This window comes from Pseudomonas sp. NPDC090203, from assembly GCF_044746765.1.
Lineage (GTDB): Bacteria > Pseudomonadota > Gammaproteobacteria > Pseudomonadales > Pseudomonadaceae > Aquipseudomonas > Aquipseudomonas putida_AD.
Window position 1 is genome coordinate 18506 of the sequence record NZ_JBIVCV010000004.1, and the last position, 24368, is coordinate 42873.

Genomic DNA, 24368 nt, shown 5'->3' on the forward strand with positions numbered 1-24368 from the left:
TTGAGGGTTGTGAGGACTTGAGCCGGGTCTGACTGGCCAGGTTCTGCGGCCAGTCAAGCCTCTCTCACTGAAAACAGACCTGGGCGTGGAGGGTGGCTCCAGCGCACCTGTTTCGCTGCCGTGACACTCGGATCGAGCCCGGCGACTTCTTTTGCAGACTCAGAAATTTCTGGTTTCTGATTTTTGTGCGATGGTGTAAGAATATGACCACTTCCATTCCGCTGCAAGGGTTTTTATACGACATGGCACAAAAAAAGATCGAGGGTGCAAAAGGCCGCGGCCGACCTCGCGCCTACGACCCTGAAACCGCGCTGAACCAGGCCCTCGGGGTGTTCTGGAGCACCGGGTTCTCGGGCTCGTCACTGGACAGCATCGCAGCGGCGGCGGGGATGAATCGCCCGAGCCTGTACGCGGCGTTCGGCGACAAGCACGCGCTGTACCTCAAGGCACTGGAGCAGTACTGGGATCAGGCAGCCGCCGACATGCACCTGGCTCTGACCAGCCCTGACCTCACCTTGCAACAGGCGCTGATGCGGTTCTACGAGGGACAATTGTCGATCTACTATTCCGGCGAAGGCCAGCCGCGGGGTTGCTTCGCCATCGGCACCGCGACGGCCGAGGCGGTGGAGCATGCCGAGATTCGCGAGTTGCTGGCGGACCGGTTGAGCAGGCTCGATCGGGATCTGGAAGCACGCCTGCGCACGGCGGTCCAGGCTGGTGAACTGAACGCAGACGCCGATCCTGCGGCGCTGGCGGTGCTGGCTTCGGCCATGCTGCACAGCATTTCCATCCGCGCCCGGGCTGGCAAGCCCCGTGAGGAGCTGACCGAACTTGCGCGCAGTGCGGTCAATGTCATCTGTGGCTGAAGGTCTGCAAGACATCATCGCCGGGCAGCTCGATGTGCTGTTCTGCGGTATCAATCCCGGCATGACAGCGGCGGCGCAAGGGCACCATTTTGCGGGCCGGGGCAACCGCTTCTGGCGCACCCTGCACCTTGCCGGATTCACCCCCGATGAGCTGCGCCCGGAGGACGATCACACGATCCTGCAATATCGCTGTGGCTTGACCGCCGTAGTGGATCGCCCGACCGCGCGTGCCGACCAACTGTCGCAGCAGGAATTCAAACTGGCGGCTGCTGGATTCGAGCGCAAGATAGAGCGCTATGCCCCGCGCTTCGTGGCGTTTCTGGGCAAGGCGGCGTACGCCGGATTGTCCGCTCGCAAGGACCTGGCCTGGGGGCGTCAGGCGGCGACTTTCGGCCGTCGTCAGGTGTGGATCCTGCCCAACCCGAGTGGGCGCAACCTGGCGTTTTCCCAAGAGCAACTGGTCAGTGCGTATCGCCAGTTGTACCTGGCGACCCTCGGTGAAGGTGACGCCGCTTACTGAGCCGCAGGCGCTGCCTGCATCTTGCCCAGCAGCGGTGCGTAGGCGGCGTGATCCACCGGCACGATCCCGGAGGCTTCCTGTGACTTGAGGAACTGCGCCAGGCCCGCCTGATCGTTGAGCATGGCGTTGCGCACCTGTTCCTTGATCGCCGGGCACAGGGTGCCGCTGAACACGAACGGGTCGTAGTAGATCGGCTCCGAGCGCCACAGCACCTTGAAGGTGTCGCGCGAGATCAGGCCGTTGGTCAGGTACTCGTCGGCCCTGACGCTGGACACGAAGGCGGCGTCCACCTTGCGCGCCAGCAGCGCGTCCAGGGATTTGTCATGTGAGCCCGCATAGACGATCGAGCCGAAAAACTGCCCCAGCGGCTCGCCCAGCAGTGCCGAGAACTCGGCGTTGGGCACCACGCTGCCGGAAGTGCTCGCCGGATCGGTCAGGGCCACGCGCTTGCCGCGCAGGTCGGGGATGGCCTTGGCGGTTTCGCTGCGCACCAGTAACAGCGCCTGATAGTGATGCCCGGCGGGGGTGAAGAAGCCGTGGCTGATGGTCAGGCTGGCGAAGGGTTCGATGCGCGGGTCACGCTGGTGGGCGATGACGTAGGACGCAGGCCCCAGCCAGGCGATATCCACGCCGCCGGAAACGATGGCATCGACCACGCTTTCATAGGACGAGGAGGGCACGATTTCCACTGGAATCCCAGTCGCGCGGGTCAGCCGTTCGGTCAGCGACCGATGCTCCTTGAGCAGTTCTTCCATGCTCTTTTTCGGGATCACGGCGATGCGCAGACTGTGCTGGGTGCAGGCGGCGTCAACGCCTTCTGCCGCCACCACCGCGTTGAACATCAAGACTGCCAGCAGCAGGAATAAACGTTTTACGGCACGCATACTTTCTGGGCCACATCCGTGTAGGTCGTAGGGGACGCCGCCGCGTTGGCGAAGGGCGGATATTCGGTCAGTTGCGCCGCCGACAGCGGCCGGCTGAAGTGATACCCCTGCGCAACATCGCAACCGGCCAGCTTCAGGCACACCACCTGCTCGCGGGTTTCCACGCCCTCGGCCACCACTTCCAGCCCCAGGCGCTTGGCCAGGATGATGGTGGAGGAGACGATGGGGCTGTCATCCGGGCTGTTGGACAGCGGCGCGATCAGCGTGCGGTCGATTTTCAGCTTGGTCAGCGGCAGCGATTGCAGGTGGGCGAAGCCGGCGTAACCCTTGCCGAAGTCGTCCAGGCTGATGTTCATGCCGGCCTCGCGCAGCCGACGCAGGTGCTCGATTGCCCGGCCTTCCTGGTCCAGGAGGGTGGTCTCGGTGATTTCAAGTTCCATGTCATGGGGGGCCAGGCCATGGTGCGTCAGCTTGGCCAGCACCCGGTCGCTGAAATCAGCCTGGTGCAGTTGCAGCGCCGAGACGTTCACCGCCAGACGCAGCGTCCGCCCTTCGGAACGCCACAAAGCCAGGGTTTCACAGGCCAGGCGCAGCACTTCCCAGCCCAGGGCGATGATGAAGCCGCTGCGCTCGGCCAGGGAGATGAAACGGTCCGGGTACAGCAGGCCGAATTCGGGGTGCTCCCAGCGCACCAGCGCCTCGTAACCGTCCACCAGCATGGTGTCCAGGCGGACCTGCGGCTGGTAATGCAGGACGAACTGACGCTCCCTCAACGCGCTGCCGAAGGCCTGTTCAAGAATGAATTCCTCGACGTCGGCAACGTTCAGCGACGGGTCGAAGAAACGATACTGCCCACGGCCTGCGCGCTTGGCCGAATACATGGCGGCGTCGGCGCTGCGGATCAGGTCTTCGACATCCTGGCCGTCCCGCGGGCAGATGCTCACGCCCACGCTGGGGCTGGTGGTCAGCTCGTGCTCGTTGAGCGAGTAGATCGCCGAGAGTTTCTGCACCAGCGCGCGGACCCAGGCATCGATCTGCTCCTCGGTACGTTCACCGGCCAGCAGCACCACGAATTCGTCACCGCCAAAGCGTGCGGCCTCGTCGTCCGGCTCCAGCATCCGTTTGATCCGTCCCGCGACCGCTTGCAGGAGCATGTCGCCGACCTTGTGGCCGAGGGAATCGTTGATCGATTTGAAACGGTCCATGTCGATGAACAGAATCGCCATCAGCCGGCGTTTGCCGCGCTGGGACGACAGGGTGCGTGCGGCGACTTCCAGAAACTGCCGACGATTGTGCAGGCCGCTCAGATGATCGGTGGCGGCGGCGTGACTGCTGCGGCGGTGCTCTTCTTCCAGCCGGCCGATCAGCCCTTGGTTGAGTTGCTGGGCCTGCTCCAATGCGTTGAAGGCTTCCTGACGCTTGCGCAACACGCGCAGGGTCCAGACCAGGCTGCCGAGAATCAGCAGCGTCATGCACAGGTTCAGCCACAGCTGGCGCTGATAGGTCAGGCGCGAGGAGGCGAGGATTTCATCCAAGGACTGGCTCACCACCACACTGAAGCCACGCTGCGGCACGCGCAGGTACATGCTCTGGAACAGGGCATCGCCAGCCTGCTGGGTGAGCGCGCCGTTGTTTTCACCATCGCTTGCAAGCTCCGGCGCAAGCGGGGTGCCAGACACCACCACGCCGCTGTTGTTGATGCGCAGGCGTTCATGCCCCTCGCCGTCGAGCAGGCGCATCATGCCGCTCTGGCCCAGGTCGATGTGCTCGAACAAGGCTGCGATGTAACCCACGTCCAGTTGCACCACCAGCACACTGTTGCGACTGCCGGTGGCGGAATCCACCAGCGGCAGCAGAAACGGCAGCCGCCAGTTAGGCATCAGCGTGTTGTTTTGCCCAGGCGACAGGCCCGGCAGCAGCGCCTTGAAACCGTAGCGCTGCTCGTGGGCCTGCAACTGATCGAGCCACTGCGCCGGCAGTTGATGGGGCTCATCCAGATGGCTGGCGGACACTAGGCTGCCGTCGTTCTCGTACAGGCTCATGCGTTTGAACACCGGATCCTCGGCGAGCATGCGCACCAGCCCGCGATGGCGCTGGCCCAGGTCCTCCATGTCACCGCGCGTGACCCGGCCGATGGCCTGGGCACGGTCCACCAGTTGACGCAGGTTTTCTGCGGCGATGGTCGCAAGATTCAGGTGCTCGGCGGCCTTGGCGGCCAGCGCTTCATGGCGCGAGGTGGCTTTCTGCTGGAAATACAGCGCCCAGAGAAACACCAGCGTCGCGGCGCAGAGCGTCATGAGCAACACTTGAAGAAAGCTTAAGGAGGAGAAAGATCGGCGGATCACTGCTGGAATTTCCTGCCGCAAAGTGATGGCAGAATAATACTGCTTTGTGACTGATTCATGACCGGTGGATGTCTCGCCCGCATCACCACTGTTTGTAGGAGCGCGCTTGCCCGCGACCGCGGTGTGTCAACAACCAGATTCATCACAGGCAGATCGCAATCGCGGGCAAGCGCGCTCCTACGTGCATTGATAAGCGTTATGCATCAATCGATGAAAACATAGCACTTATCGTTTCAAATTGTGTCCAGCAAACTCCAGCCCATAAAAAGCGCCGCAAGGCACGTCAACAAGATCGCTGGAGAACACTCATGCATGGTTTACCCCATTCGCGGCCTTCGTCCGCCTCATCCAAAGCCGGTGCCGTTTTTCGCGTCACGTCGGGCAACTTCCTCGAACAATTCGATTTCTTCCTCTTTGGCTTCTACGCCACCCAGATCGCAGCCGTCTTCTTTCCTGCATCGAGCGAATTTGCCTCGCTGATGATGACTTTCGCCGTGTTCGGCGCAGGCTTTCTGATGCGTCCGCTGGGCGCAGTGATCCTGGGGGCGTACATCGACGACGTGGGGCGGCGCAAGGGCTTGATCGTGACCCTGTCGATCATGGCCAGCGGCACCTTGTTGATCGTGCTGGTGCCCGGTTACGCCAGCATCGGCCTGTGGGCACCTGCACTGGTGTTGCTGGGGCGCCTGCTGCAGGGCTTCTCGGCGGGCGCCGAGCTGGGCGGTGTGTCGGTGTATCTGGCGGAAATGGCCACGCCGGGGCGCAAGGGCTTCTACACCAGTTGGCAATCGGGCAGCCAGCAGGTAGCAATCGTGGTCGCTGCGGCCCTGGGCTACGCGCTCAACCAGTGGATGGCGCCTGCCGCCGTAGCCGACTGGGGATGGCGTATTCCGTTCGCTGTCGGGTGCCTGATCGTGCCCTTTATCTTCGTGCTGCGCCGCAACCTACAGGAGACTGAAGAATTTGCCGCCCGCGCCCATCGTCCGACCATGAAGCAGGTCTTCACCACCTTGCTGCAGAACTGGGGTGTGGTGCTCGCCGGGATGCTCATGGTGGCGATGACCACCACTGCGTTCTACCTGATTACGGTGTACGCACCGACCTTCGGCAAGACCGTGCTCAACCTGAGCACCGCCGATGCCCTGCTGGTGACGCTGCTGGTGGGGGTGTCCAACTTCATCTGGCTGCCGATTGGCGGCGCCTTGAGTGACCGCTTTGGCCGCAAGCCGCTGCTGGTGGCGATGACTGTATTGACGATCTTCACGGCTTATCCGGCGCTGTCGTTCCTCGCCCAGGCGCCGAGCTTCAGCCACATGCTCGAAGTGCTGCTGTGGTTCTCGTGCCTCTATGGCCTGTACAACGGCGCGATGATTCCGGCGCTGACCGAGATCATGCCGGTCGAGGTGCGTGTCGCCGGTTTTTCCCTGGCCTATAGCCTGGCAACTGCAGTGTTCGGCGGCTTCACCCCGGCAGTCTCGACCTGGCTGATCCACCTGACCGGCGACAAGGCCGCGCCTGCCTACTGGATGACCTTCGCTGCCATCTGTGCGCTGTGCGCAACCCTGGTGCTGTACCGCAATCTTTCGGCCCGCGCGCAATTGGCGGTCTGATCCGCAACACCCACAACAATAAGGATTTGTCATGAATGCACTGTTCAAACACCTGGCTGCGTGGAGTCTGGGCTGCCTGGCGTTGAGCTCGTTGGCTCAGGCCGAGGAACTCAAGGTGATGACCTCTGGCGGCTTCACCGCTGCCTATAAACAACTCGGCCCGCAATACGCGGCCGAAAGCGGCGACACCTTGCAAACCATCCTCGGCCCGTCGATGGGCAAGGCCCCTGAAGCGATTCCCAACCGACTGGCCCGGGGCGAGCACGCCGATGTGGTGATCATGGTCGGTTATGCGCTGGATGAATTGATCAAGCAAGGCAAGGTCGATCCGGCCTCCCGGGTGGAGCTGGCCGACTCGCGGATCGGCCTGGTGGTCAGGCAGGGCGCGGCCAAGCCTGCCATTGGCACCGATGCCCAGCTCAAGGAGGTGCTGCTCAAGGCCCGGTCCGTCGCCTATTCCGACAGCGCCAGTGGGGTGTACGTCGAAAAAGAACTGTTCAGGAAACTGGGCATCCAGGATCAGGCCGGACCCAAGGGCAAGATGATCGAGCGCATTCCGGTGGCCTCGGTCGTTGCCAATGGCGAATACGAAGTGGGCTTGCAGCAGGTTTCCGAATTGCTGCCGGTGCCGGGCGTGACCTACGTCGGCAAGCTTCCGGAAAACGTCCAGTCCGTGACCCGCTTCGCCGCCGGCATTCCGAGCAATGCCGAGCACCCGCAGCAGGCCAGGGCGTTGCTCGAATACCTGGCATCACCCAAGGCGCAGCCGGTGGTCCAGGCCACGGGGCTGGACTCAGTGCCCCGCTGAACGGATCGGCATGTCCCTGACCAGTTTTTCCAGCTCGATGGCCGCGGGCGTCAGAGTACGTCCGCGGCGCTTGATCAGCCCGACGTTGCGCAGCACTTCGGGTTCGATCAGCGGCACGCTCACCAGGATCGGGTGAGGCGCCGCCGGCATCGCTATCGACGGCACCGCCGCCACCCCCAGACCCGCTTCCACCAGGCCGATCATTGTCGTGACATGACGCGTCTCGCAGATGCTCGGCCTCTTCGGATGCAGGCGCATCAAGGCCTGATCCAGCACCAGGCGGTTGCCCGAGGTTTTGTCGAGGCTGATGTAGTCGTGCTCATACATCTCCTCCCAACTGACCTGTTCGCGGCTCGCCAGTGGATGGTCACGGCGACAGGCGACGACGTAGCGTTCCTGCAGCAACAGTTCGAAATCCACTTCGGCGGCCAGGGTGCCACTGAAACTCACGCCAAAATCCGCATCGCCCGAGGCCACGGCGCTGTTGACCTCGTTGGCGCTGGCGTCGAGCACCCTGACCCTGATCTTGGGATACAGCCGGTGAAAGGCGCTGATGACCTGGGGCATGAAGTAGTAAGCCGCCGACGGCACGCAGGCGATGGTCACGCTGCCCATGCGGGTGGACGCCACTTCGCTGATGCTCATCAGGGCAATGTCCAGATCGTCGAGCATGCGTTCGACCTGAGGCAGAAATGCAAGGCCCACGCTGGTCAGGCTGACCTTGCGCGTGGTGCGCTCGAACAGCTTCACGTTGAGCGCCGATTCGAGTTTTTCGATACGGCGGCTGAGCGCTGGCTGGGTGATGCGGATCGCGTCAGCTGCCTTGCGGAAACTGCCGTTTTCGACCACTGCGCGAAAGGCCTGCAAGTCATTGAGGTCGAAGTTGATACTCATCGCGCCACCAACTTGTGGATCATGAAACGGTGATCGGCCGAGAACAGCCGGCGGAACGTCAGCATGACCGCGCCCACGGTCCCCAGCGCCGAGCCTGCGGCAATCAGGAACATGATCACGATCTGGTAGCGCACGGCGTCCACCGGGTTTTCCCCGGCCAGCACCTGACCGGTCATCATGCCCGGCAGGCTGACGATGCCGACCACGGTCATCTGGTTCAGCGTCGGCATCATCCCGGCCCGGACCGCTTGCCGGGCCGCCGACTGCGCCGCCTCCCAACGGGTGCCGCCCAGGGCCAGGATCATCTCGATGGTGTTGCGCCCCGAGGTGAGTTCCGAGGTCATGCGCTCGATGCCCAGCGACACCGCCGTCAGGGTGTTGCCCAGGATCATCCCCAGGATCGGAATCGCGTATTGCGGTTCGTACCAGGGGCGGATGCGGATAATCACGAACAGCCCGATGGCGCTCACCAGCCACGAACTGCTCCACACCGCCATCACGCTGTCGACCAACTGCCCGGCGTAGGTGCGCTTGCCCCGGCCTGCGGCCGAGACCCCGGCGATCAGTGTCATCAGGCACATCAGTGGCAGCACCACGTACCAGTGGGCATTGGCGAACACCCAGCCCAGCAGGTAACCGACGGCCAGCAGTTGCACCACCGTGCGCACCGAAGCCCAGAGCAGCTTGCGTTCCAGATCGAGCTTGAGCAGCACTGACAGCGCGCCGTTGATCAGGATCAGCGAGGCGGCGATGCACAGATCGAAAGCGGAGAGGTTCTGGTAGTTCATCGCTGCGGCTCCAGTTGCAGCACACCCTTGTCCATCGTCAGGTGGCGGGTGCTCATGCGCCGCGCCTGCGCGGGGTCGTGAGACACCCAGATATAGGCCCGTGATGTGTCCGCATCGAACCAGTGACGCACCAGATGCTCGACGGCGGATGCCGATTGCGGGTCCAGCGCCGAGGTCGGTTCATCGAACAGCATCACCTGCGGTTCCAGTTGCAGGGTGCGGACCAGCGCGACGATCTGCGACTCGCCGCCTGACAGGTCCTGCGCGCTCTTTTGCAGAAACGCAGGTTCCTTGCCCGCCTGGGCCAGCAGTTCAGTGGCTTTCGGCAGATTGAAGCGGCGCTGGCGCAGGCTCTTGAGGGTGTAGGGAAATTGCAGGTTGTCCAGTACCGATCCCTCGACCAGCGCCGGGCGTTGCGCGAGGTAAGACACGCAGGTGCGGTAATGGGGAATCATCTCACTGGGAATCGGCTTGCCGTGCCACAGCATCTGGCCGGTGGCGGGTGCGTCGAGCAGTGCCAGGGCCCGCAGGAAAACGCTCTTGCCCGAGCCGGATGCGCCGGTGATCGCGATTTGTGCGCCGGGCGTCAGGACAAAGTCCGTGGGCTTGAGCAGTTCGACCACGCCGCCCGGATCAAGGCGGCCCAGGCGCCGGGTTTCCAGCAAAGGCCCGGTGGACGGGGGAGTGGGGGAGGCACTCGACGACACGGTGATTCCTTATGGACGAACAGGCGAAAACGCCCTGCATTATTGCCCAGCGGATGTCGGTTCACCACAAGCCCCATGTTTCGGCAGAGCTGCTGCACACGCGAGCCGAACCTACGGGTGGCTTGTCGCCTTGATGAACTCCACGAACGCCCGCAGCGGCGATGGCAGATAGCGCCGCCCCGGGTAATACAGAAACGGCCCGCTGAAATTCTGCCACCAGGGCTCCAGGATCGGCTCCAGCGCGCCGCTCTCCAGATGCGGGCGCAGCCAGTCTTCGAACAGATGGACCACGCCCAGTCCGTCCACCGCCGCCTGCACCGCCAGATCGACGCCGCCTGCGATGTTGACCAGCAGCGGCCCGGCAGGATCGACGCGGATCACCTGGCCGTCACGCTCGTATTCCCAGACCGGCATGTTGCCGCTGGCGAACTTGCCACGCAGGCACGCGTGTTCGAGCAGCTCGACCGGATGGGCGGGCCGGCCCCGGGCGTCAAGGTAGCCCGGGGCGGCCGCGGTGGCGAAGCGCTGCCACCGCGGCCCGATGGGCACGGCGATCATGTCCTGTTCCAGGCGCTCGTCGTAGCGGATGCCCGCGTCGCAGCCTGCGGCGAGCATATCGACGAAGCTTTCCTCGACGGTGATTTCCAGACGGATATCGGGATGAGCCTTGAGGAAGGGCGTGATGATGCCCGGCAATACCAGCCGCGCCGCGCTGGCCGGAACGTTGAGTTTGAGTGTGCCGGAGGGGCGGTCGCGAAAGTCGTTGACCACGTCCAGCGCCGACTCCACTTCGCCCAGCGCCGGAACGATACGCTCCATCAAGCGCGTGCCCGCTTCGGTCGGCACCACGCTGCGGGTGGTGCGGTTGAGCAGGCGCACGCCCAGGCTCGCTTCCAGCCGGCGCAGCGCGTCACTCAGGCTGGAAGCCGATTTGCCGCTGGCGCGGGCACCTTCGCGAAAGCCGCCCGCTTTGACCACGGCCACGAAGGCCAACAAATCCTGAATGTCTGCTGCCATTGTCCGATGCCATTGTTCGAATTTTCGTACAGCCTGTGCCGATTGCACCTGATTATCAATGCAGTGGTCAACGTCTAAAGTGATCGAACTCACTTTCAGGAGGCAACCGACATGAGCGAAGCCAGCAAGGCAGGTACGTTTTCCATTGGCGACCGGATCGTCAATCGTCTGGGTTACGGCGCGATGCAACTGGCTGGCCCCGGCGTGTTCGGCCCGCCCAAGGACCCCGATGCCGCGGTCGCGGTGCTGCGTGAAGCCGTGGCCCTGGGCGTGAACCACATCGACACCTCGGATTTCTATGGCCCCCACGTCACCAATCGCCTGATTCGCCAGGCCCTGCACCCCTATGCCGACGACCTGACCCTGGTCACCAAGGTCGGCGCCCGGCGCGGCGACGACGCTTCATGGAATCCGGCCCACAGCCCGGCCGAATTGACGCAAGCGGTGCATGACAACCTGCGCAACCTGGGGCTGGATGTACTGGACGTGGTCAATCTGCGGGCATGGGGCAACATGCATTCGCCGGGAGAGGAGTCCATCGAGGAGTCGTTCACTGCGCTGGCGGAGTTGCAACATCAGGGGCTGATCCGCCATCTGGGGTTGAGCAACGTGACATCGGCGCAGTTGAAAGAAGCTCAGGGTATCGCCAGGGTCGTCTGCGTGCAGAACCACTACAACCTGTCCCATCGCGACGACGAGTCATTGATTGCCGAACTGGCCAGGCAGGGCATCGCCTACGTGCCGTTCTTTCCGCTGGGTGGCTTCACCCCGCTGCAATCCCAGGTGCTGGCCAGCGTCGCAAGCCGCATGGGCGCGTCGCAGCTGTGCGTGGCACTGGCCTGGCTGCTGCAACGCTCACCCAACATCCTGCTGATTCCGGGCACGTCATCGGTGGCGCACCTGCGTGAAAACTCAAGCGCTGCCGGGTTGGAGATTCCGCCCGGGCTGCTGGCGGAGCTGGACGGCGTGGCCGGGTGACGGGACCGCTGTCATAGCCCCGGCCCCGATTCAATTGAACACGGTAATTGCGCCGACGCCGATCGCTGCAGCCAGCATCACCAGCACCGTGCCGAAGGTCCATTTCAGTGACACCCGCTGGTTGTCGCCGTAGTCGATGTCCAGCAGGCCACACAGAAGATAAGTCGAGGCCACCAGTGGGCTGAGCAGGTGCACCGGCTGGCCGATCAGCGAGGCGATGGCCATTTCATTGGGGCCGATGCCGTAATGCGCGGCGGTCTGCGCCAGGATCGGCAGCACGCCGAAGTAGAAGGCATCGTTGGTCAGCACGTAGGTGAAGGGCATGCTCAGCAATGCGGTAATCACCGACATGCAGTGCCCTGCCTGCTGCGGCAGCAGGGTGATGAGGTTGTCGGAGATCGCCTTGGTCATCCCGGTGCCGCCCATGATGCCGACGAAAATGCCTGCGGCGAAGATCAGTAACGTCACGGCCATGACGTTGTCGGCATGGCGACCGATGACTTCCTTCTGTTGTTTGAGCGTCGGGTAATTGATCAGGCACGCCAGGCCGAATGCGACCATGAACAGAATCGGCAGCGGCATCAGGTTGAGCATCATGCTGGTGATGAGCGCGAGGGTCAGCACGACGTTGAACAGGAATTTCGGGTCGCTCAGGCGAATGTGTGCATACCCTTCCAGCAGCTGTTGCTCGCTGACGCTGACGATGCCCAGGCGTCGATATTCCATGCGACCCAGCCACCACGCGGCAAAAATCACCCAGACGCCACCGGCGATCATGATAGGGACCATCTGCAGAAACAGCTCGGTGATGTCGACGTGCATGGCGCTGGCGGCCCGGGAAAACGGTCCGGCCCAGGGCAGGATATTCATCACCCCGATCGACAGCAGCAACACTGTAGCCATGACCTGCAACCGGATGCCTGTCAGGCGGTAGAGGGGCAGGAAAGCTGCGGTGGCGATGATGTAGGTGGTCGCGCCGTCACCGTCCAGGCCTACGCACAGGCCGAGCACGGCGGTGCCCGTGACAATCTTGCGTGGATCGCCCTTGACCAGCCGCAGCAGCACTTTGATCAACGGGTTGAACAGGCCCGCGTCGGTCATCATGCAGAAGTACAGGATCGCGAACGTCAGCATGATGCCCGTGGGAGCCAGCATCTTCACGCCGTCGTACATCATCGCGCCCAGTTGCGTGGCGAAACCGCCGAGACAACCGAAGACGATGGGCACCAGGAGCAGCGCGACCAGCGGCGAAAGGCGTTTGCTCATGATCAGGTACATGAAGCAGGCGATCATGGCGTAGCTCAGAAAGATCAACATGGGTGTCCCTTTTATTGATTTTGTAAGGGGCGGGCGCTGGTGGCCCGCTTTGTCAAAGGCGAGCGAAGCCCGTGCGCGGCGCACACAGGGTTCGGCAGGTCAGGTCGCTAGCTGTGGGAGAACATCGGCTGGCCGCTGTGTTCAAGGTCGGCGACCAGGATCGAGCCGGTCGAGGAGTCGGTGATGAACAACTGTCGATTGCCCTCGCCACCGAAGGCCAGGTTGGTCAGGGTGCGGCCCTGGGTGCAGGAGCGAATGCGATAAAGCGGCACGGCATGTGGGTCAAACACCCACACGCAGCCGTTGCCGGCATCGCAGACATAGAGGTTGCCCTGAGAGTCCAGGGCCATGCCGTCGGCACCGCTGACACCACCGGCCATGGCGGTAAAAATGCCTGCCTTGCTGGTGCCGCCGTCGGACTGAATCGGCAGGCGCCAGACTGCATTGCCGCGGGTCATCGCCACGAACAGCGCATTCTGCGCCAGGTCCATGACCAGGCCGTTGGGGCTTGGACCGTTGTCGATAAGGCGGGTGAGGATTTGCCTTTCAAGGTCATAGGCGTACACCCGGCCAGTCGGATCCTGCTGGCCGGTCTGGCCCTGGTCGGTGAAGTAGAGCTTGCCTGCGGCGTTGAAGAACAGATCGTTGACGCCTTTGAAGCCTTCGCTGCGGCTATGGGTCAGAAACGGCGAAACCTGGCCTGTGTCAGGGTCCAGGATGAGGATGCCCAGCTTGTAGTCGGCGATGAAGATGCGACCGTCGCGATGGATTTTCAGGCCATTGGGCCAGCCATCGTACTGCGCCACCAGCGTCCAGTTGCCCTGGGGATCGATACGCAGGATGCGGCCGTAGGGAATGTCGGTGACGTAGAGATTGCCCTGCCGATCGAAGGACGGGCCCTCCAGAAAGCTTTTGACCTTTTGCCCGGGCTTGTTGGCTCGAACCCAGTCCGAGTCGCCGTCTTTGCAAAGATGGTCCGGGAGCGTGGTGAACACGCGCGTCGGCAAATCACGAGGCGGGGCATACAAACTCACAGGATCAGCTCCTACAGGACGAACAGGCAATCTCCCCATCTTGGAGCGCAAGAAGCCTTTTCGCTATATTGTTATTGTTCTGTCTAATAGAACGTTATGTTTACTGATAGAACAAATGTCGACTGATTTTCTCGGCCTGTCAACCCGTCCGCGTCTGAGTAATATTCCCCGGAGAGAATTCATAAGGGCACGCCCCGCGCTAACCTGCGGGCTTCCGATCAGTGTCGTTGACATCAGCAAAAGACCGGTCCATTCTTTATTTAGAACGATGTTCTGTCAGATAGAACGACTGTATTTCTACACCCGGAGACCGGCGATGAACCATAAAAACAACCTGGACATCCTCATCAGCGAGGTGGGTCCCCGAGACGGATTGCAGAGCGTCAGTGCAACGATGCCCACGGCCCTCAAGCTCAAGTGGCTGACCGCGCTGGCAGATGCCGGCCTGCGGGAAATCGAGGTCGGTTCCTTCGTATCGCCCAAGCTGCTGCCGCAAATGGCCGATGCCGCCGAGCTGGTCGCCCACCTCCGCCAGCGGCCTGACGTATTCGTCACGGCCCTGGTGCCGAACCTGAAGGGCGCTGAAACCGCCTTCAATGCGGGCGTGCAGAAGATCACCATGCCCATTTCCGTCAGTGAGCCGCATTCGCTGGCGAACATTCGCAAGACTCACCAACAGGTGTATGACGAAGTGCGCGCAGTGCTGGCGCTGCGCAACGAGCGTTTTCCCCACGTTGAAGTCGAGTCCGGCCTGTCCACAGTGTTCGGCTGCACCATCCAGGGCGAAGTGCCGGAAGATGATGTGCTGCGCATGGCCCTGACCATGGTCGAGTTGGGGGTCGATGAGGTGGGGCTGGCGGACACTGTCGGCTACGCCAATCCGGCTCAGGTGCGCCGCGTGTTCACCCGGCTGCGCAACGAAATCGGCGCCAAGGCCGGCAGTGCGCATTTTCACAACACTCGCGGGCAGGGCCTGGCGAACGTGGTGGCGGCGCTGGATGTCGGCGTCACCACCATCGATGCCTCCCAAGGGGGAATCGGGGGTTGTCCTTACGCGCCGGGGGCTTCGGGCAATATCGTGACCGAGGATCTGGTGTACCTGCTCGAATCCATGGGCCTGCGCACGGGCGTTGATATCGACCGGCTGGTCGCCGCCCGCCAGTGGCTGATCGAGGGGCTGCCTGGCGAGCCGTTGTACGGCTTCATTCCCGACGCCGGGGTGGGCAAGAACTTTCACTACGCAGGAGGTGCGCAATGACCCTGCTCAATGAACAGCTCCAGGCACTGCCGCTGGCCGGCGTGCGTGTCGTGGAGTTCGTGCACATGGTCATGGGCCCCACCTGTGGCCTGGTTCTCGCGGACCTGGGCGCGGAAGTGATCAAGGTCGAGCCGGTGCCCGAGGGCGACAACACCCGACGCCTGACCGGTTCCGGAGCGGGCTACTGGATGACTTATAACCGCAACAAGAAAAGCTTCGCCGTCGACATCAAGACCGAAGAAGGCATGGCGGCGGTGCGCAAACTCATCGAAAGCGCCGACGTGGTGACCGAGAACTTCCGTCCGGGTGCCATGGAGAAACTCGGCCTGGGTTACGAGCAGGTCAAGGCCATCAAGCCCGACATCATCTACAGCTCGATGAAGGGCTTCCTGCCGGGGCCCTACGAGCAACGCACGGCACTGGACGAAGTGGTGCAGATGATGACTGGCCTGGCCTACATGACCGGTCCCGAAGGGCGTCCGCTGCGGGCCGGCGCCTCGGTCAACGATGTGATGGGCGGGATGTTCAGTGCCATCTCCATCCTGGCCGCGCTGCTGCAACGCAAGGACACCGCGCAAGGACAGTTTGTGCAGACCGGATTGTTCGAGAACTCCGCGTTCCTGGTCGGCCAGCACATGATGCAGATGGCCACCACCGGCAAACCCGCAGCGCCGATGCCCAGTCGCTTGTCGGCATGGGCCATCTATGACGTGTTCGACACCCTGGGCGACGAGCAGGTGTTCATGGGGGTGGTCAGCGACAGCCAATGGTTGAATTTCTGCCAGAGCTTCGGCTTCCAGGAGTTGGGGAGCGATCCGCAATTGGCCAAGAACACCCAGCGGGTGCAGGCCCGAAGCAAGATTCTGCCGCAGGTCCGGGCGCGCCTTGCAACCTTGGGTAAACAGGAAGTCATGGCGATGTGTGAACAGGCCGGGCTGCCGTTTTCTCCGATCCAGCGCCCCCAGGATCTGTTCGATGACCGACACCTGAATGAGTCCGGTGGGCTGGCGCATCTGACGCTGGAAAACGGCGAAGCGGTCAAGGTGCCCATGTTGCCGTTCGAAATGAATGGCCGCAGGTTCGACACGCGCCTGAATGTGCCACAGCTGGGCAGCCACTCTGCCGAGTTGCTTGAACAGATGGGCTATGCGTCGGGGGATATCGACGCGTTGCGCGAGCGAGGCATCGTTCGCTGAGCCACCCCGGAACGGACGCCAGATTCCATTCGCTGACGGCCATGTGCCGTCAGTCCTACAACAATAAATACAGAGGAAAGCGGTCATGGCGATTGTCACGACTACCCCGCACAGCAACGACGCCAGCGCTGTGCGACCACTCGACAGCGAGCAGACCCGCGTACTGCACAAGGCTGCCTGGCGACTGATTCCGTTGTTGGCACTGGCTTACTTTTTCAACTATCTGGACCGTACCAGCGTTGGCTACGCCGCCCTGCAGATGACCGAGCAGCTTGGTTTGACCGCCACCCAGTTCGGCCTTGGTGCGGGCATCATGTTCTTCGGCTATTGCCTGTGCGAGGTGCCGAGCAACCTTGCGATGTATCGCTTCGGCGCGCGGCTGTGGATGGCGCGGATCATGATTACCTGGGGCCTGGCTGCAGCGGCGACGGCGATGATCGTCGGGCCTTACAGCTTTTATGCAGTGAGGTTGATTCTGGGCATCGCCGAGGCCGGCTTTTTCCCCGGGGTGATCTTCTTCCTGACCCTGTGGTTTCCGGCGCAGTACCGTACCCGAGTACTGGCCTGGTTCACCGTGGCGACGCCCATTTCGTTTCTGGTAGGCGGGCCGCTGTCCATCTGGCTGCTGCAGATGCACGGCATGCTGGGCCTGGCCGGCTGGCAATGGATGTTTCTGATCGAGGGTGTGCCAGCCTGTATTCTCGGGTTGATTACCCTGAAGGTGCTGACCAACCATCCGGCAGAGGCCAAGTGGCTCACCGCCGACGAACGTCAGGTGTTGACCGGCATGCTGGCCGATGAACAGAGCAAAGGGCAGCACAGTCATGGCTTCAAGGCGGCCTTGAAAGATCCACGGGTGTGGATTCTCAGTTCGATCACCTTCAGCTTTACCTTGGGCTCCTACGGCATCGGCATCTGGTTGCCGCAGATGCTCAAGGCCCATGGCGTCGAAGTCAGCATGATCGGCTGGGTGGCGGCGATTCCTTATTTCTTCGCCACGGTGGCGTTGCTGGTCTGGGCCAAACATGTGGACCGTACCGGCAAAGGCATTTTGAACCTGACCCTGGCCATGCTGCTGGCAGGCGTGGCGTTGATTCTGGCGCTGCAGATGAACGCGCTGGTTCCGGCGCTGGCCGGTATCACGATGGCGCTGGTCGGCACCATTGCCGGTAAAACCATTTTCTACACATTGCCGGGCAAATTCCTGCGTGGCCAGGCCGCCGCAGGCGGGATCGCGCTGATCAACTCGATTGGCGCCTTTGGCGGATTTGTCGGGCCGTACCTGATGGGCTTCCTCAAGGACTACACCGGCTCTTTCACCGCGGGCCTGATGGCAATGGGTTGCATCATGTTCGTGGCGGCGGCGATGGTGCTCTCGCTGCGGTTCTTCCTGAAAGAGGCGTGAGGGGCAGGTCGCGTTTTTTGCACCTGTACTTTTTGCGGAAGGTATCCTGCGCCTCTGATATTGTCTTGCAGGCGACAACACGGCCCCCGGGCAGCTGTCGCCGGCAAGCGATGAATCGACAATGAGTGTCTATGAATACCGAATCCGAGAAAAACCCTTCCGAGCAGGCCGCTCAAGCAGAGGGCGGTGTGGCGGCCGTCGACCGTGCATTCGCCATCCTGGCGGCCTTCAACATCGAGCAGGATTGCCTGACCCTGGCGGAAATTTCCAGGCGCACCGGGCTGTATAAAAGCACCATCCTCAGGCTCATCGCTTCACTGGAGAAGGCCGGTTTCGTTCGCCGACTCAGCGACGGTCGCTATTCGGTGGGGCCCGAGCCGTTGCGCCTGTCCCAGCTGTACCAGACGTCATTTCGCTTGCGTGACGTGATTCATCCGTTGCTGGAATCCATCGCCGAGGAAAGCGGCGAAACCTCTTCGTTCTATGTGCAGGAAAATGGCAGCCGCGTGGTGCTGTTTCGCGTCGAGCCCAAACGTGCGGTGCGGGTGTCGGTGCTTGAAGGCGCACGTTTTCCGCTGCAGGCCGGAGCATCGGGCAAGATTCTTCGGGCGTTCTCGCGCAACGCCGACCCGGCCCTGGCCGAAGTCCGCGAGCGTTTCTGGGCCAGCTCATTCGGCGAGCGCGATCCGGAAACCAGTGCGGTGTCTGTGCCGGTATTCGCGATGGGCTTTGAATTGAAAGGGGCGTTGACCTTGTCCGGGCCATCCGATCGATTGCTCAAAGAGCATATCGAACACGCCGCCTCGATCCTGCTGCGCAACGCGGCCATTGCCACCAGCGCGCTGGGTGGCAACGATTCGGAACTGCGTGACGCACTCAAGCGCCTCAACCCCTGACGGTCGGACGTTCCCGGCCGTCAGTGGCAGACACGCACACTAGCCCGGCATTTCTTCCCGGCTGAACGCATCCAGCGCCTTGACCAGACCTTGGGCGGCAAGGCTTACCAGTTCACCACCTTTTTCCGGGGTCGCCAGAGCAGGGTCCGAGCCCATGCGGCCGTCAGGGAAGCGTGCGCGGAAATCCTTCGCTTCGCGGATCGGGCCTGTGGGGGCGATTTGTGGGGAGTAGGGCGCCGACTTGACCGACTCCGGATACGCCCACTGGGTCACGGCGATTTCCGATGGCGTGGCGTGACTGCCGTGGCCGGTGGGGAATTGCTCGTTGGCCAGGCGGGTCACGCCTTCCAGGTCCCACCAGTTGCAGAGCTTCAGGGCGAAACCTGCGGGACGACGGGCGAAGCTGGCTTCGGCGTACAGTTCCGAGAATGCCGCTTCAATCGAGGCAATGTTGCCGCCGTGGCCGTTGAGGAACAGGATCTTTTCGAAGCCGTGCCCGGCCAGGGAACGCACCCAGTCACCGATGGCAGCGATGAAGGTCGAGGGGCGCAGGGAAATGGTGCCGGGGAACCCCAGGTGGTGCTGGGCCATGCCGATGTTGAAGGTCGGCGCGACCAGGATGTCGGCATTTTTTGCTGCTTCTTCAGCGATGATCTGCGGGCACATCCAGTCGGTGCCGAGCAGGCCGGTGGGGCCGTGTTGCTCGTTCGAGCCGATGGGCACGACGATGGTGCGGCTGCGGGTCAGGTATTGTTCGATCTCGCGCCAGGTCGACAGGTGCAGAAGCATATGCAGGTCCTCTTTCAGGCAGGTCCGTTCTTGATGACGGTGGGGAAGTGCGGGGAATGTCACATGCGCAGAGGCAGCGGGCAATAGCACCTAGGTGCATGCCCGCTTTCAGATTGGACAGTTACTTTGCGGACAGCGGCGGAGTGCGCGGCGGCACCTGGCGCTTGCTGCCGGTGGCTTCGAATGCCGACGCCAGGCGCAGCAGGCTGGAGTCGTCATAGGCGCGGCCAGCGAACGTCAGGCCCACTGGCATGCCGATGTCAGGCATCACGCCCATCGGCACGGTGACCGTGGGCACACCCAGGTGACGAATGGCGAGGTTGCCGTTGGCCACCCAAACACCGTTGCTCCAGGCGATATCGGCGGATTGCGGATCAATATCGGCATTGGCGGGGGCTACGTCAGCCACGGTGGGGAACAGCACGGCGTCGAGTCCCAGCCGGTCCATCCATTCTTCCAGGTCCATGCGCCGGGTTTTTTCAAGGCCGCGCAGGCCGTCGGCCAGGGTATCGATCTCGTTCCAGGGCGTGATGCCGCGTTCGGCCATGCGCACGTATTCGTCCATGCCGGCGGCCAGGTCGCCCTCGCGATTGGGCAGGGTACCGGGGTCGTGGGGGAAGATTTTCGGGCCGTCGACGTCCACCAGGCGGTAGAGTTTCGGGTCGCCGTTGGCCTGCAGGAAATCGTCGAACGCCCAGGCGGTCAGGTCCCACAGTTCATGGTGCAGGAATTCCTTGGAGACGATGCCGCGGTTGAACACGGTCGGGGCGCCGGGGCGGTCGCCTTCGCAATTGGACACCAGCGGGAAATCCACCTCGACCACTTCTGCGCCAGAGGCTTCCAGAGCCTTGCGGGCCTGTTCCCACAAGCTGATCACGCTCGGGCGGGTGTTGATGCGTTGCCCGGTCGGGCCGCCAATGCCCGGTGCCTCGCTGGTGCCCGCTTCAAGGTCGGCATTGATGTACATGCGCGGCACGCCCAGGCGTTTGCCTGTGAGGGCGCCAGGTTGCGCAGCGAGTTCGGCGTAGGAAGCGGGGCGCACCTGTGAAACCGGTGGAATCGGCACCCAGGGTTGCAGGCGCCACAGGTCGCCGCGGGTGTCCGGGTCTTCGGCGACGATCACGTCGAGCACTTCCAGCAGGTCGGCCATGGTCCGCGCGAACGGCACGACCACGTCCATGGTCGGCGTCAGCGGCCAGTTGCCGCGCACGGAGATCACGCCGCGCGACGGGGTATAGGCGCACAGCCCGTTGTTGGACGCCGGGCCACGGCCGCTCGACCAGGTTTCCTCGGCCAGGCCGAACGCGGCAAAGCTTGCAGCCGTTGCCGTGCCAGCGCCATTGGAGGAGCCGGAGGCAAAGGGTGCGGTGAGAAACTCGCCGTTGTAAGGGCTTTCCGCCCGGCCATAGACACCGCGCTGCATGCCGCCGTTAGCCATGGGCGGCATGTTGGTCTTGCCCAGGCAGATCGCCCCGGCGGCGCGCAGGCGCTCGATGGTGAAGGCGTCGCGGTGGGCAACCAGATCGGCGAAGGCCGGGCTGCCGGAAGCGGCGGTCAGGCCCTTGACCAGATAGCTGTCCTTGGCGGTGTAGGGAATGCCGTCGAGCGGGCTGAGCAACTGGCCCCTGGCGCGGCGTGCGTCCGAGGCCCGGGCTTCCTCGAGCGCCTCTGGGTTGCGCACCACCACGGCGTTGAGGGCAGTGGCGGTCTGGGGGCCGTCGTAGGCGTCGATCCGGGCGAGGTAGGCCTGCACCAGTTCAACCGCCGTGGTCTGGCCGGACTCCAGCGCTTCGCGCAGTCGGGCTATGGAAACTTCGGTCACTTCAATCATGGGGCCACCGCCATTTGCTGGTCTTGAGGATGTCGCGAATGTGTGAAGGGTCAGCGTCGTCGACCCGGATGCCGTATTTAACACCAAGTGTCGAGCGGGGGCTAGAAGTTCGATTTTTATCGGGTTTATCAGCTTTGTTCTGTAACATCACTTTAATATCACCCTGTTAACGTGCTCGCTTTCGTCTGGCGCGGTAGTACGAGCATGCAGGCAGAACATTTCACATTCATGCGGCCCAAGTTGCCGAGGGATCATCGTTGTGCCGGCGATTTGTGCAACGAGGTGCCGGCTATCGACTCCGACAGCACCAACACCCGGGTCATGGAAATCTTCAGCGCCCAGCGTGACATGGCATGCCTTGCGGTAATCGAGGGCGACCGCCCCATCGGCCTGATCAATCGCAACATTTTCCTGTCGCAGATGAGTAAGCCGTTTCATCGCGAACTGTACGACAAGAAAAGCTGCATCGCCTTCATGGACAAGGAACCTTTGGTCGTCGATGCGCAGATGAGCATCGAGGAGCTGACGTTCAAGACCGTCGAGTCCGGCGAGAAGGCCCTGGCAGACGGTTTCATCGTCACCCGCAACGGGCGCTTTGCCGGGCTTGGCAGTGGGCTTGAGCTGATGGCGGTGGTGGCGGCGATGCAGGCCGAGAAAAATCGCCAGATGATGCAGAGCATTGAGTACGCCAGCGTCATCCAGCGCGCCATGCTGCGTGCGTCCCGCGATGCCTTGAGCTCGACCCTGGGCGACGCCTCGCTGTTGTGGGAGCCCCGTGATGTAGTGGGTGGCGACTTCTATCACTTCTGCGCCTACCCCGATGGCTGGTTTGGCGCCATCGCAGACTGCACCGGCCATGGTGTGCCGGGCGCCTTCATGACCCTGATCGCATCGTCGTCCCTGACCCAGGCGCTGGCTCAACTGGGGCCCCGTGACCCCGGCCAGTTGCTGTCGGCAGTCAACCGCAGCGTCAAGGAACAGTTGGGGCAGGTCAACGGCCTGGACGGCACGCCGGAGTCCGACGACGGGCTGGACGCATCGTTCTTCTGGTTCGACAACTCGACCCGCATTCTGCATTTCGCCGGCGCGCGCATGGCCCTGCATGTGCTGCACCCTGACGCCGATCAGTTGCTGACCATCGCCGGCCAGCGCATGGGCGTGGGCTACGTGGCCAGCGAATTCGATTATCAATGGGGTGTGACCCCGGTGCCGATGCAACATGGCAGCCTGATGTTCATCACCACCGACGGCCTGACCGACCAGATCGGCGGCCCGAAACGTATCGCCTTTGGCAAGCGCAAGGCGTTCGACACCCTGTTGCAACACCGTCACCAGCCATCCGCCGCGATCTGCGAGGCCTTGCAACGCGCGCTGGCAGACTGGCAGGCCGAACAGAGCCGCCGTGACGATTTGACCCTATTCTGTGCCCGTATTCAGGAATGATGATGTTCAACTCACCGGCTGCTCAGCAGGACTGCACCTTTTTCGATCTGGCCCAACAGCGCAACGTGATTTTCTATCACATGGGCTATTTCTCCCATCACATCATCTCGGCGATGGCTGAGGTGGTGAAGCTGCAACTGGAGATTTCCGGGGTCAGCGGCCCGACGCGACGCAAGCTGTTTTCGTCGTTCGTGGAGCTGTCGCAGAACATCATCCATTACTCGTCCGACGCCCTCAGTGCATCGGTTACCGAGGAATCCGGCCTGCGCCAGGGCGCTGTGTGCATCAGCACCGATGGCGAACGCCACCTGATGCTGTGTGCCAACCCGATCGCCACCGCCGACACCGAACGCCTGCGCGCCAAGCTTGAGCCGCTGCGCAACATGTCGATCGAAGAGATCAAGCAGGCCTACAAGACCAGCCTGCGCGCCGAAACCCCGGAAGACAGCAAGGGCGCCGGCCTTGGTTTCCTGACGATGGCACGGGACGCCTCGGCGCCGCTGGAATTCGATTTCCACCCCCGCGCAGACGATCCCGAAACCACTCTTTTTTGCCTTAAAGCCACTATTTGAAACGAGCGACGCTTAGCCATGGACAACTTCTACATCGAAGCAACGGCCACCTCTCCGGAAATCGACTTCCGTTTCGACCAGAATCTGCTGTCGATGAAAGGCGAGTCGTACCCTGAGAATGCCGCGGCTTTCTATTCACCGGTCGTGCAGCAGTTGCGTGATTACCTGGGTACCCGCGACGGGCAGACCATCACGGCGAACATCGCACTGGCGTACTTCAACAGCTCCAGCACCAAGATGCTGTTCAGCATTTTCGATGCGCTGGACCAGGCCGCCGAAGCCGGCAACACCATCGAGGTGAACTGGTACCACGAAGAAGAAGACGAGACGATTTTCGAATTCGGTGAAGAGCTCAAGGCCGACTTCACCTCCATTGTCTTCAACGATTGCCCTATCGCCACTTGAGCAGGGAGAGACACATGGCCGCTTCAGTCGCATCGCGCGGTGTATCCAGCGAACCGGCACCGGACCTGTTCACCAGCGAAGCCCAGGCCCTTGAGCATGTGCGCTCGGTTCTGGCGCAGCCTGACGCCGATGCCGCGACCTACCGGCAGTCGCTGTCGGAGCTGGCAACGCATTATGAGCGTTTGATGCGCGAGACTCGTCGGCTGATCGGTCGCAGCGACCGGGCCGAGCGCGAAATGAACGCCCTCAACATGCAGTTGCAGACCCTGGCCCGCCAACTTGAGTACCGCGCCACCCATGACGCGCTGACCGGTGTGTTGAACCGGGGGGCGATCATCGAGATGACCACCCAGGCGCTGTTGAGCACGGGGGCGGTGATGATCGTGCTCGACATCGACCACTTCAAGCAGGTGAACGATGAGTTCGGCCACCCGGCGGGCGATGCGGTGATTCAGGGGATCGTCGGCTGCCTGCGCAAGATAGTTGGCGACAAGGCGGCGGTCGGCCGGGTGGGCGGGGAAGAGTTCACGGTGCTGATTCCGGGCGGGCAACTGGAGGAGGGCGTGCAGATGGCCGAAGCCATGCGCCAGGCGATTGCCGGGCATGTGTTCCCTCATCCGGTGAACCGCAGCATCACCGCGAGCTTCGGTGTCAGCGCCAACCCCGTAGGCACCCGCTTCGACACCGCCTACGGCCTGGCCGACACCGCCTTGTACCACGCCAAACGCACGGGGCGGGATCGGGTGGAAGTGGCCGATGAATCGTCGTGACCTTCCCCTCGTAGCAGTCCGGCTTGCCGGCGTCA

The 24368-nt window shown here is 62.7% G+C and carries 23 protein-coding genes; 13 read left to right on the top strand and 10 right to left on the bottom strand.

Translation table 11 applies throughout. The annotated features are described in order from the left end of the window. The first annotated feature begins 242 nt into the window (after window positions 1-242). Both ACIPO9_RS07945 and mug read left to right on the top strand, forming a co-directional pair. Window positions 243-866, top strand: a complete 624-nt coding sequence (locus ACIPO9_RS07945; RefSeq protein ID WP_274131428.1) for a TetR/AcrR family transcriptional regulator — start codon at window positions 243-245, stop codon at window positions 864-866. Further along, window positions 859-1386 (top strand): G/U mismatch-specific DNA glycosylase, encoded by a 528-nt coding sequence (mug, locus tag ACIPO9_RS07950; protein ID WP_400780511.1) that lies wholly within the window; start codon window positions 859-861, stop codon window positions 1384-1386. The genes ACIPO9_RS07945 and mug overlap by 8 nt, the downstream gene beginning before the upstream one ends. On the opposite strand, the gene ACIPO9_RS07955 is transcribed toward mug, so the two are convergent. Beyond that, the gene (locus ACIPO9_RS07955) at window positions 1380-2270 is read right to left on the bottom strand and encodes a phosphate/phosphite/phosphonate ABC transporter substrate-binding protein (protein ID WP_274131325.1); all 891 of its coding nucleotides are present in this window, start codon (window positions 2268-2270) and stop codon (window positions 1380-1382) included. The two genes, mug and ACIPO9_RS07955, sit on opposite strands and share 7 nt — an antisense overlap. Next, window positions 2258-4615: an EAL domain-containing protein gene (locus ACIPO9_RS07960; RefSeq protein ID WP_274131324.1), complete on the bottom strand. Its 2358-nt coding sequence runs from the start codon at window positions 4613-4615 to the stop codon at window positions 2258-2260. Before ACIPO9_RS07960 ends, ACIPO9_RS07955 begins: the two co-directional genes overlap by 13 nt. A 308-nt stretch (window positions 4616-4923) precedes the next feature. Between ACIPO9_RS07960 and ACIPO9_RS07965 the strand changes: the two genes are divergently transcribed. Both ACIPO9_RS07965 and ACIPO9_RS07970 read left to right on the top strand, forming a co-directional pair. Further along, on the top strand, window positions 4924-6225 hold the full coding sequence (locus tag ACIPO9_RS07965; protein WP_400779905.1) for an MFS transporter: 1302 nt from the start codon (window positions 4924-4926) through the stop codon (window positions 6223-6225). A 31-nt stretch (window positions 6226-6256) separates the two neighbouring features. Continuing rightward, window positions 6257-7033, top strand: a complete 777-nt coding sequence (locus ACIPO9_RS07970) for a substrate-binding domain-containing protein (protein WP_400779906.1) — start codon at window positions 6257-6259, stop codon at window positions 7031-7033. On the opposite strand, the gene ACIPO9_RS07975 is transcribed toward ACIPO9_RS07970, so the two are convergent. The 4 genes from ACIPO9_RS07975 to ACIPO9_RS07990 form a co-directional block, all read right to left on the bottom strand. After that, window positions 7019-7927, bottom strand: coding sequence for a LysR family transcriptional regulator (locus ACIPO9_RS07975; RefSeq protein ID WP_400779908.1), 909 nt, complete (start codon window positions 7925-7927; stop codon window positions 7019-7021). The genes ACIPO9_RS07970 and ACIPO9_RS07975 overlap by 15 nt on opposite strands. Next, complete coding sequence (locus ACIPO9_RS07980; RefSeq protein WP_400779910.1) at window positions 7924-8715, bottom strand: ABC transporter permease; 792 nt, start codon at window positions 8713-8715, stop codon at window positions 7924-7926. Before ACIPO9_RS07980 ends, ACIPO9_RS07975 begins: the two co-directional genes overlap by 4 nt. Beyond that, on the bottom strand, window positions 8712-9422 hold the full coding sequence (locus ACIPO9_RS07985; protein WP_274131319.1) for an ATP-binding cassette domain-containing protein: 711 nt from the start codon (window positions 9420-9422) through the stop codon (window positions 8712-8714). Before ACIPO9_RS07985 ends, ACIPO9_RS07980 begins: the two co-directional genes overlap by 4 nt. Before the next feature lie 111 nt (window positions 9423-9533). Then, a complete protein-coding gene (locus tag ACIPO9_RS07990) occupies window positions 9534-10439 on the bottom strand; it encodes a LysR family transcriptional regulator (protein WP_274131318.1) in 906 nt (301 codons plus the stop codon). 111 nt (window positions 10440-10550) lie between these two features. On the opposite strand from ACIPO9_RS07990, the gene ACIPO9_RS07995 reads away from it, so the two are divergent. After that, the gene (locus ACIPO9_RS07995) at window positions 10551-11417 is read left to right on the top strand and encodes an aldo/keto reductase family oxidoreductase (protein ID WP_274131317.1); all 867 of its coding nucleotides are present in this window, start codon (window positions 10551-10553) and stop codon (window positions 11415-11417) included. 30 nt (window positions 11418-11447) lie between these two features. Here ACIPO9_RS07995 and ACIPO9_RS08000 read toward each other — a convergent pair whose 3' ends face one another. Both ACIPO9_RS08000 and ACIPO9_RS08005 read right to left on the bottom strand, forming a co-directional pair. Further along, window positions 11448-12734, bottom strand: a complete 1287-nt coding sequence (locus tag ACIPO9_RS08000) for a CitMHS family transporter (RefSeq protein WP_274131316.1) — start codon at window positions 12732-12734, stop codon at window positions 11448-11450. Window positions 12735-12841: 107 nt separating this feature from the next. Next, complete coding sequence (locus ACIPO9_RS08005; RefSeq protein WP_400779912.1) at window positions 12842-13768, bottom strand: SMP-30/gluconolactonase/LRE family protein; 927 nt, start codon at window positions 13766-13768, stop codon at window positions 12842-12844. Window positions 13769-14084: 316 nt separating this feature from the next. Here ACIPO9_RS08005 and ACIPO9_RS08010 point away from each other — a divergent pair, with 316 nt between their 5' ends. The 4 genes from ACIPO9_RS08010 (at window position 14085) to ACIPO9_RS08025 (ending at window position 18523) form a co-directional block, all read left to right on the top strand. Continuing rightward, complete coding sequence (locus ACIPO9_RS08010; RefSeq protein ID WP_400779914.1) at window positions 14085-15026, top strand: hydroxymethylglutaryl-CoA lyase; 942 nt, start codon at window positions 14085-14087, stop codon at window positions 15024-15026. Next, window positions 15023-16222: a CaiB/BaiF CoA transferase family protein gene (locus tag ACIPO9_RS08015; protein WP_400608488.1), complete on the top strand. Its 1200-nt coding sequence runs from the start codon at window positions 15023-15025 to the stop codon at window positions 16220-16222. Before ACIPO9_RS08010 ends, ACIPO9_RS08015 begins: the two co-directional genes overlap by 4 nt. An 85-nt stretch (window positions 16223-16307) precedes the next feature. Beyond that, on the top strand, window positions 16308-17627 hold the full coding sequence (locus ACIPO9_RS08020; protein ID WP_400779916.1) for an MFS transporter: 1320 nt from the start codon (window positions 16308-16310) through the stop codon (window positions 17625-17627). Window positions 17628-17758: 131 nt separating this feature from the next. After that, window positions 17759-18523 (top strand): IclR family transcriptional regulator, encoded by a 765-nt coding sequence (locus ACIPO9_RS08025; RefSeq protein WP_400779918.1) that lies wholly within the window; start codon window positions 17759-17761, stop codon window positions 18521-18523. Between the two features lie 39 nt (window positions 18524-18562). On the opposite strand, the gene ACIPO9_RS08030 is transcribed toward ACIPO9_RS08025, so the two are convergent. Then, window positions 18563-19312, bottom strand: a complete 750-nt coding sequence (locus ACIPO9_RS08030; protein ID WP_400779920.1) for a creatininase family protein — start codon at window positions 19310-19312, stop codon at window positions 18563-18565. 121 nt (window positions 19313-19433) lie between these two features. After that, window positions 19434-21143: an amidase gene (locus ACIPO9_RS08035; protein ID WP_400779921.1), complete on the bottom strand. Its 1710-nt coding sequence runs from the start codon at window positions 21141-21143 to the stop codon at window positions 19434-19436. Between the two features lie 228 nt (window positions 21144-21371). On the opposite strand from ACIPO9_RS08035, the gene ACIPO9_RS08040 reads away from it, so the two are divergent. The 4 genes from ACIPO9_RS08040 to ACIPO9_RS08055 are packed head-to-tail and all read left to right on the top strand — an operon-like array spanning window position 21372 to window position 24333. Next, the gene (locus tag ACIPO9_RS08040) at window positions 21372-22586 is read left to right on the top strand and encodes a SpoIIE family protein phosphatase (RefSeq protein ID WP_274131424.1); all 1215 of its coding nucleotides are present in this window, start codon (window positions 21372-21374) and stop codon (window positions 22584-22586) included. Window positions 22587-22588: 2 nt separating this feature from the next. Next, window positions 22589-23158 carry a SiaB family protein kinase gene (locus ACIPO9_RS08045; RefSeq protein WP_400779923.1) on the top strand — a complete coding sequence of 190 codons (570 nt, stop codon included), beginning with the start codon at window positions 22589-22591 and terminating at the stop codon, window positions 23156-23158. Window positions 23159-23176: 18 nt separating this feature from the next. Next, window positions 23177-23563, top strand: a complete 387-nt coding sequence (locus ACIPO9_RS08050) for a DUF1987 domain-containing protein (RefSeq protein ID WP_400779925.1) — start codon at window positions 23177-23179, stop codon at window positions 23561-23563. Between the two features lie 14 nt (window positions 23564-23577). Continuing rightward, the gene (locus ACIPO9_RS08055) at window positions 23578-24333 is read left to right on the top strand and encodes a GGDEF domain-containing protein (RefSeq protein ID WP_400779926.1); all 756 of its coding nucleotides are present in this window, start codon (window positions 23578-23580) and stop codon (window positions 24331-24333) included. Window positions 24334-24368: the final 35 nt, after the last annotated feature.

What these genes read in the sequence shown, in the direction of transcription:
- ACIPO9_RS07945 (WP_274131428.1), top strand. Translation starts at nt 243, where the DNA reads ATGGCACAAAAAAAGATCGAGGGTGCAAAAGGCCGCGGCCGACCTCGC.
- ACIPO9_RS07955 (WP_274131325.1), bottom strand. Translation starts at nt 2,270, where the DNA reads ATGCGTGCCGTAAAACGTTTATTCCTGCTGCTGGCAGTCTTGATGTTC.
- ACIPO9_RS07965 (WP_400779905.1), top strand. Translation starts at nt 4,924, where the DNA reads ATGCATGGTTTACCCCATTCGCGGCCTTCGTCCGCCTCATCCAAAGCC.
- ACIPO9_RS07970 (WP_400779906.1), top strand. Translation starts at nt 6,257, where the DNA reads ATGAATGCACTGTTCAAACACCTGGCTGCGTGGAGTCTGGGCTGCCTG.
- ACIPO9_RS07975 (WP_400779908.1), bottom strand. Translation starts at nt 7,927, where the DNA reads ATGAGTATCAACTTCGACCTCAATGACTTGCAGGCCTTTCGCGCAGTG.
- ACIPO9_RS07980 (WP_400779910.1), bottom strand. Translation starts at nt 8,715, where the DNA reads ATGAACTACCAGAACCTCTCCGCTTTCGATCTGTGCATCGCCGCCTCG.
- ACIPO9_RS07990 (WP_274131318.1), bottom strand. Translation starts at nt 10,439, where the DNA reads ATGGCAGCAGACATTCAGGATTTGTTGGCCTTCGTGGCCGTGGTCAAA.
- ACIPO9_RS07995 (WP_274131317.1), top strand. Translation starts at nt 10,551, where the DNA reads ATGAGCGAAGCCAGCAAGGCAGGTACGTTTTCCATTGGCGACCGGATC.
- ACIPO9_RS08000 (WP_274131316.1), bottom strand. Translation starts at nt 12,734, where the DNA reads ATGTTGATCTTTCTGAGCTACGCCATGATCGCCTGCTTCATGTACCTG.
- ACIPO9_RS08010 (WP_400779914.1), top strand. Translation starts at nt 14,085, where the DNA reads ATGAACCATAAAAACAACCTGGACATCCTCATCAGCGAGGTGGGTCCC.
- ACIPO9_RS08015 (WP_400608488.1), top strand. Translation starts at nt 15,023, where the DNA reads ATGACCCTGCTCAATGAACAGCTCCAGGCACTGCCGCTGGCCGGCGTG.
- ACIPO9_RS08020 (WP_400779916.1), top strand. Translation starts at nt 16,308, where the DNA reads ATGGCGATTGTCACGACTACCCCGCACAGCAACGACGCCAGCGCTGTG.
- ACIPO9_RS08025 (WP_400779918.1), top strand. Translation starts at nt 17,759, where the DNA reads ATGAATACCGAATCCGAGAAAAACCCTTCCGAGCAGGCCGCTCAAGCA.
- ACIPO9_RS08030 (WP_400779920.1), bottom strand. Translation starts at nt 19,312, where the DNA reads ATGCTTCTGCACCTGTCGACCTGGCGCGAGATCGAACAATACCTGACC.
- ACIPO9_RS08035 (WP_400779921.1), bottom strand. Translation starts at nt 21,143, where the DNA reads ATGATTGAAGTGACCGAAGTTTCCATAGCCCGACTGCGCGAAGCGCTG.
- ACIPO9_RS08040 (WP_274131424.1), top strand. Translation starts at nt 21,372, where the DNA reads ATGCGGCCCAAGTTGCCGAGGGATCATCGTTGTGCCGGCGATTTGTGC.
- ACIPO9_RS08045 (WP_400779923.1), top strand. Translation starts at nt 22,589, where the DNA reads ATGTTCAACTCACCGGCTGCTCAGCAGGACTGCACCTTTTTCGATCTG.
- ACIPO9_RS08050 (WP_400779925.1), top strand. Translation starts at nt 23,177, where the DNA reads ATGGACAACTTCTACATCGAAGCAACGGCCACCTCTCCGGAAATCGAC.
- ACIPO9_RS08055 (WP_400779926.1), top strand. Translation starts at nt 23,578, where the DNA reads ATGGCCGCTTCAGTCGCATCGCGCGGTGTATCCAGCGAACCGGCACCG.